This window comes from Blastomonas sp. (genome assembly GCF_030373265.1).
Lineage (GTDB): Bacteria > Pseudomonadota > Alphaproteobacteria > Sphingomonadales > Sphingomonadaceae > Blastomonas.
In genome coordinates, this window is record NZ_JAUCZC010000057.1 from 1 (window position 1) to 3,964 (window position 3,964).

7 protein-coding genes are annotated in these 3,964 nt (G+C 62.5%); 2 read left to right on the forward strand and 5 right to left on the reverse strand.

All coding sequences use genetic code 11. The features are described from left to right. Together QUV11_RS17100 and cueR are read left to right on the forward strand one after the other, a co-directional pair. Positions 1–359 (forward strand): HAD-IC family P-type ATPase (locus QUV11_RS17100; protein ID WP_300884237.1); only part of this gene is annotated, 359 nt, incomplete at its 5' end. An 11-nt stretch (positions 360–370) separates the two neighbouring features. Then, a complete protein-coding gene (gene cueR / locus QUV11_RS17105) occupies positions 371–766 on the forward strand; it encodes a Cu(I)-responsive transcriptional regulator (RefSeq protein ID WP_281822879.1) in 396 nt (131 codons plus the stop codon). A gap of 379 nt (positions 767–1,145) precedes the next feature. Here cueR and QUV11_RS17110 read toward each other — a convergent pair whose 3' ends face one another. The 5 genes from QUV11_RS17110 to copC form a co-directional block, all read right to left on the reverse strand. After that, positions 1,146–1,616, reverse strand: a complete 471-nt coding sequence (locus tag QUV11_RS17110; protein ID WP_281822878.1) for a nuclear transport factor 2 family protein — start codon at positions 1,614–1,616, stop codon at positions 1,146–1,148. 16 nt (positions 1,617–1,632) lie between these two features. Further along, complete coding sequence (locus QUV11_RS17115) at positions 1,633–2,358, reverse strand: DUF2231 domain-containing protein (protein ID WP_281822877.1); 726 nt, start codon at positions 2,356–2,358, stop codon at positions 1,633–1,635. Between the two features lie 190 nt (positions 2,359–2,548). Then, positions 2,549–3,187 (reverse strand): copper homeostasis membrane protein CopD, encoded by a 639-nt coding sequence (copD, locus tag QUV11_RS17120; RefSeq protein ID WP_281822876.1) that lies wholly within the window; start codon positions 3,185–3,187, stop codon positions 2,549–2,551. Beyond that, the gene (locus QUV11_RS17125) at positions 3,124–3,483 is read right to left on the reverse strand and encodes a hypothetical protein (protein WP_300884242.1); all 360 of its coding nucleotides are present in this window, start codon (positions 3,481–3,483) and stop codon (positions 3,124–3,126) included. The genes copD and QUV11_RS17125 overlap by 64 nt, the downstream gene beginning before the upstream one ends. Positions 3,484–3,488: 5 nt before the next feature. After that, positions 3,489–3,803, reverse strand: coding sequence for a copper homeostasis periplasmic binding protein CopC (gene copC, locus QUV11_RS17130; RefSeq protein WP_281822873.1), 315 nt, complete (start codon positions 3,801–3,803; stop codon positions 3,489–3,491). Between the last annotated feature and the right edge of the window lie 161 nt (positions 3,804–3,964).

Here is a 3,964-nt window from a genome sequence, read left to right on the forward strand (position 1 = left end):
GAGAGGACCGCACGGTCGCCATGGTCGGCGACGGGGTCAACGACGCCCCTGCCCTCGCGGCAGCCGATGTCGGCATCGCCATGTCGACGGGAACGGACGTCGCCATGCACGCGGCCGGCATCACGCTGATGCGCGGCGACCCGCGCCTGGTCGCGGATGCGATCGACATCTCGAAGCGGACCTATGCCAAAATCCGCCAAGGGCTGTTCTGGGCGTTCATCTACAATCTTGTCGGCATTCCGTTGGCGGCCTTAGGTTATCTGAGCCCGGTGATCGCCGGCGCGGCCATGGCGCTGTCGAGCGTCAGCGTCGTCGCCAACGCTCTGACGCTTCGCCGTTGGCGCCCAACCGCGGCTTGAGGAGAGGACAAGTGAACATAGGACAGGCCGCGAAAGCCTCAGGGGTCAGCCAGCGAATGATCCGCCACTATGAGGCGATCGGCCTCATTCCGAAGGCCGCACGGCGTGATTCCGGCTACCGTGACTATGGCGACCGCGAGGTTCACATGCTGCGCTTCATCCGACGCGCGCGCGATCTCGGCTTTCCCATTCCCGAGATCGCGCAGCTCGTCGCGCTCTGGCAGGACGGTGACCGGTCGAGCGGCGAGGTCAAGGCACTCGCGCTCGCACGGGCACGAGAAATGGAGCGCAAGGAGCGGGAGCTCCGCACGATGCGCAAGTCGCTCGAAGATCTGGCTCGTCGTTGCGCTGGTGGAAATCGGCCGGACTGCCCGATCCTGGACGATCTTGCGATCGGGACGGCCTAACCACCTCCGACGCTCAGTGCAGGCAGATCCAGCGGGAGGGCTCGCCGTCGAACCATTCACTATGCCGCAATTCGCCCGCGCCAACGTTATCAGCCCTTTTGCGGTGCGATCGACTGAGGTGAGGGCGAGCCCTTGAAGAGGGCAAAAGGATTGGTTTGCCTCAGGCGCTTCGGTTGGCGCCACACACCGCCGATACAGGCGTGGCCGCTGGATCGACATTGAATGTTGTGCGGGCGCCGCCGCTCGAGCGCGTTCGCTAGTCTAGACTTGGTAGACAGCCGTGACGCGCGTTCGCGCTGTTGCTGCTCAGCGGATGCCGCGTCGAACGCTGACCCGCAATGAGCAGCCCAGAGATCTTGGTATATGACAGATGTGGCGGTCAGGATCCCTTGGGGCGGCGGCCGCTATTGTGCATGCTGACGATTTTCCACGTGCCGCCGACCTTCTTGAGCACGCTCGTCGCGACACCGATCCGCTCCGCGACATCTCCAGTCTTGGGCTCGATCCGGTAGCGATAGGTTTCGGTGGCGAGCGCAATCGGCCCTTCGAACCGCACGTCGACCTTGTAGTCTGAGAATTTGAAAGACTTGAAGGCAGCGAGCTCCGGCCGGAGGTGATGGCTGAGGTAGTTGGCGTAGGTTCCTTCCGAGCCGCCAGTTTCGAATATCTGCGAATCCGGCGTGAACAGCCGCTCGGTCCCCGCCCCGTCAAGTTTCTCGATCGCCGCTTTATATTGCGACAGAACTGCCTGCACGGCGAGCGTGTCGGTGGCATGGTTCGAAGGCTGCGCAGTTGCTGCGGTAGGCAGTAGCAGCGACGCCACCAATATCTTCTGCAAACGGAAAGCCATATCTTCACCCACGATTTCAGAATGCCAGATGGTTCAAGCCGCCGTGCATGAACGTTCCTCCAAGAAAGCCTTGTACCGAGATCGCCAGCGTCATCAAGCCGAGCAGGACCAGGTAGAGCTTGCGTGATCGCTCCGGCGCGCGGCGGTGACCTGCCGCCAAGTAGACCAGCACCAGCCCGACACCGGCAATGGCGGTTCCAAGCCAGCGGTGCGTCATTAGAATCGGATTGCGGTCGGTTAGGTAGAAGCCGCCTGCGAACCAGCCCAGGAACGCTGCGACGATCGCGCCTAATGCCCCGACCACGAGCATCACGTGAGCAACGTGCTGCATGTCACGGTTGCGGCGCCATAGTCCGAACAACTCGACGGCAAATGCACCGATGAACATGGCGATTGGAAAATGAATGACCATCGTGTGTAGGCGGCCGAGCCAGCTCACGATGCGCTGTCCGAAGGTCTTGTTCTTGTTCGCGGCTTCTTCGTGCATTCCGCCCATGTCCATGTCATCGCCCGCAATGCCGCGCCCGCCCAGGTTCATATCGACGGTCGACATCGATCCCATGCCCACGTGGCCGTCGGTCGCGTCCGCCTTGTCGGCTCGCTGGTTCGGGGTGGCATTTTTCGCCGGCCCTGGGCCCGCGCCTATAGCGTCATGATTCTCGTGCGCCGATGCGATCGAACCGGCCGACAAAGCCAGCACGGCAAACACCATCAGGATCGCGCGTCTTGCCCCGTCGAACATCCAGCTGCCCCTTCTCAATCCATAGTGTCTCCGTTCCTCATACGCATGGGCCCGCACTTGCCCTCACACAGGAAGCGGTTTTATCGCGGACGCGGCCCTCCCGACTCTTGTCGCGATTAGCGGAGCCGATCGCTCCACCATCGAGGTGCTGTAGCCTAAAAACAGACACGCGTAGCGCTATGAGGCGCACTCAAATCGCGCCTGACGCCGGAGGCGCCAGAAGTCCGAGCCAGGCGACCGCGGCCAGGATGGTGATCGCTATCGCGCTCTCAAGAGCCAGGCTTCTCCGCAAGGCGGCGACGGCCGTAGCGTGATCCCCGTTGTCGAGCGATGCCTCGAGAGCGGGCGTTAGACGGAATCGATTGCTCGCCGCCAGACCGAGTATTCCTGCAAACAGCACGAGCTTGGCGATAAGAAGCTGGCCGTAAAGAGTCGTGGGCAGGGCCGCCAGATTGGCTGGGCCAACGAGTATCCAGCTATTGATCAGACCGGACACGATGATAAGGCCCACCACTAGCGACCCCACTGCCGTGAAGCCGTCCAGAGTGCGGTGCGAAAGGATGATGTGATCGGCGGTCAGTGTGGCGGACGGTCGCAACAGGAGCATGGTGAGCGCAAGCAGCGCACCGATCCAAACGCCGGCCGCCAGAAGATGAATGATATCGGCGACCAGGTGGGCCCACCCTAAAGCGCCCTCGTCGGCCGCCCCATGCCCGGTCCACGCCAGCGAGCCAAGCGCAACTGCGGCAGCGGCCGTCGTAAGCGTCAACAGGACGACCGGCCGGCGCCACCCGGAAAAAGCGAGCCATGCAGCGGCAAACAGCGCCATGATGCGGGCCTGCCACGCAGTGCCGATGCTCCCGTTACCACCATGCCGATTGCTTCGCGGTCGACAGCACCAGGTCCCACCCCGCTCATCGCGGCCGCAAGGAGGATCAGCGCTACGGACGATAGCGCTACACCGATAAGGGCAAGCGGCCAGATCAATCGTCGGAACGGGAGGACCGAGCCGGACACCCGCTCGGTCCCACGAAGGGCGTACAGACCGAACAGCGGCAGGCCGAAGAGAAGCATCAGGTCCACATAGAGCGCGAACCGGACGGCGACCGAAGCCACCTCGATCATGGGTGTCACTTCACCTTGAAGCTGTAGCCGCCATTGATGCGGTGCGTGTCGGCCGAAACGACATGATAGTCGAGCTTGTAGGTGCCAGCGGTCAACGGCTTGGCGGGCAGTAGCATCAAAGTCTTGCCATCGGGCCCGAACATCGTCTTCACCGCCACTTTCATCGGTGCGTTCATTTTCATCCCTGGCATGTCGGTCATGACGAGTTCGGCGCCCGAGAACTTGTTCACTAGCTTCTCGCTAAAGCGCAGCATGATGCGCGCCGGACTCGCGACCGTGGCGTTGGCGGCGGGCGTCGAGGAGGCAAGCTTCGGGATCATGGCGACGGTTCAGCTCATGGGAGCGTAGGGAGGAGGGACCCTGATCGAGCGCGTCGTTGGCAGATCAATGACGCCGGCGCTTAAGGAAAAAGGTACCCGGCCGCCTTGTCCGCCGTCAGCACCAATGGCACAGATTTGAGGTTGTGATCTAAGGAGGATCT

Excerpts from the sequence above, each read along its gene's own strand:
- QUV11_RS17110 (WP_281822878.1), bottom strand. The coding sequence starts at position 1,616 with ATGGCTTTCCGTTTGCAGAAGATATTGGTGGCGTCGCTGCTACTGCCT.
- QUV11_RS17115 (WP_281822877.1), bottom strand. The coding sequence starts at position 2,358 with ATGTTCGACGGGGCAAGACGCGCGATCCTGATGGTGTTTGCCGTGCTG.
- copD (WP_281822876.1), bottom strand. The coding sequence starts at position 3,187 with ATGGCGCTGTTTGCCGCTGCATGGCTCGCTTTTTCCGGGTGGCGCCGG.
- QUV11_RS17125 (WP_300884242.1), bottom strand. The coding sequence starts at position 3,483 with ATGATCGAGGTGGCTTCGGTCGCCGTCCGGTTCGCGCTCTATGTGGAC.
- copC (WP_281822873.1), bottom strand. The coding sequence starts at position 3,803 with ATGATCCCGAAGCTTGCCTCCTCGACGCCCGCCGCCAACGCCACGGTC.